We start from the raw sequence: 1,771 nt of genomic DNA, 5'->3' as shown, positions 1-1,771 counted from the left end.
AACAAACCCTAATAGTGTTGTCCCAAAAATCGGTAAAGAATTAGGCGTTCCTATTATTGAAAACCAATTATTTTTTGATGATGTATATACGGTAAGTCACATTTCAAAACAAGCACAATTACTCATAAAAAAAATCCAAGACAAACCCATTATGGTAGCTATCGGACACGTTGGGGCTCCAGGTGAAATTACATCACGTATTATCGAAACTTCTATTCCTAAAATTCGTGAGCATGCAGACTTTATTTTTTTATCTGATTTAGCATTATCTCCACCTTCTGTTTCAAAATAARATTCATTTCTCGCACTAAAAAAGRTACCTATCTACAYATAGCAGATAGGTACCTTTCCTTTTCAACTTAAATATAATCTACATGACTCACCCTGAATCCCTTTTTCTCTATCTTTTCAATTAATTGCTTTAATTTTTTTTCATTTAACTCATCCGATATATTTACGATAACACGGCGAATATATTGATCACCGTTATCAAGCGTAAACAGTCCACCGATATTATATGCTTTTAATAATGTCCCAAGCTCTTTAATTGTTCCCTTACAATCTTGTGTTGCAATTGTTAATATATAACCACCCGTCCGCATACCGAACGAATCCTCAATGACATCAAATACATTAGAATGTGTTAAAATGCCGACAAATTCATTATACTCATTTAAAACCGCTAAAAACGGGAGACGACGAATAACGTAAAAAGCTCTAAAAAAAGAATCCTTTTCAAAAATAAACGAATTTGGACTTTCCAGTACATCTTCTGTACTTACATCCTCTAATCTGCTATTACACTTCTTTTCTAAAAGATCTACTTTATAAATAATCCCCGTGAATTCCTTCTCATTTTCTGCTAATACAGGAATTGCGCGAAATCCCGTTTCATTCATAATTTGTAACGCCTTTTCACCAGAATCATTCGTTTTRCAAAATGTCACCTGCTGTTTTGGCAGAAAATGATATTTAACTCGCAAAATATGTTCCTCCTTACATGTCAACATGTAATCTATATATAATAAGGAGACCTATATTTTATGAGTAAAATCTCTTTTTAAAACGCTTTCATTTTTAAGGGATGGTAATCTCTGTGAATACATCTTTATATAACAGAACTTTTTGCCCCTTTTATCATTAAAAGCTTTACGTGATAGTTCATTAAATACTCTATACCTTCCAACCATTTTTTCGCTTCTTCTGGAGTTTTCCCCCACACGATCATTCCGTAATTATGAACAAGGACTACTCCTCCACCTTCAATAAAATTCGGAACATTATTTTCTAATAAATTAGCGAATTTCTTTTCATCTTCTACAATTGGAATTGTCATTTCTGTAATACCGTCTTTTCCAAAAACACGTTCCACACTACGTTTTTCGAATGTTACTTCTCCTTCTTTCCCATATAGCTCTGACATTAAATGACTATCTACAGTCTGTACTTGTAAAATGCATTCTGCACTACTTTTTTTATAAATATCCGCATGCATAAATGACTCTATAGCTGGTTTTTCTTCGTTTTCAAATACTGGCTCACACATGCAATTTACGACAATAAAATCTTCTTCAGAAAATACCCCTTTATCTCTTCCCTCTACATTCACTAAAAATGTTAATGGCTCTTTTGACGTACACATCGATAAACTAATTTTCGTACCATAAAACCAATCGCGAAGTGCCAATTCTGCTTTCACATCTTTTAATTCGTTCCATTTTTTCAGAAAAAATAACATTTCGTCACCCCCGGCGTAATATTAATATAATGT

At 32.9% G+C, this 1,771-nt stretch carries 3 protein-coding genes; 1 reads left to right on the top strand and 2 read right to left on the bottom strand.

The annotated features are described in order from the left end of the window. Positions 1-292: divergent polysaccharide deacetylase family protein (locus AC1DJR_RS28630; RefSeq protein ID WP_477004115.1), on the top strand; the 292-nt coding region annotated here is incomplete at its 5' end. 67 nt (positions 293-359) lie between these two features. Here AC1DJR_RS28630 and cbpA read toward each other — a convergent pair. After that, positions 360-983 (bottom strand): cyclic di-AMP binding protein CbpA, encoded by a 624-nt coding sequence (cbpA, locus tag AC1DJR_RS28625; RefSeq protein ID WP_002086818.1) that lies wholly within the window; start codon positions 981-983, stop codon positions 360-362. 125 nt (positions 984-1,108) lie between these two features. Then, on the bottom strand, positions 1,109-1,738 hold the full coding sequence (locus AC1DJR_RS28620; RefSeq protein ID WP_002011549.1) for a class II aldolase/adducin family protein: 630 nt from the start codon (positions 1,736-1,738) through the stop codon (positions 1,109-1,111). Between the last annotated feature and the right edge of the window lie 33 nt (positions 1,739-1,771).

The sequence above is a fragment of the Bacillus sp. 05T31 genome, from assembly GCF_056396725.1.
The sequence above is the reverse complement of the archived record's forward strand: the minus strand, read 5'-3'. Positions and strand labels throughout refer to the sequence as shown.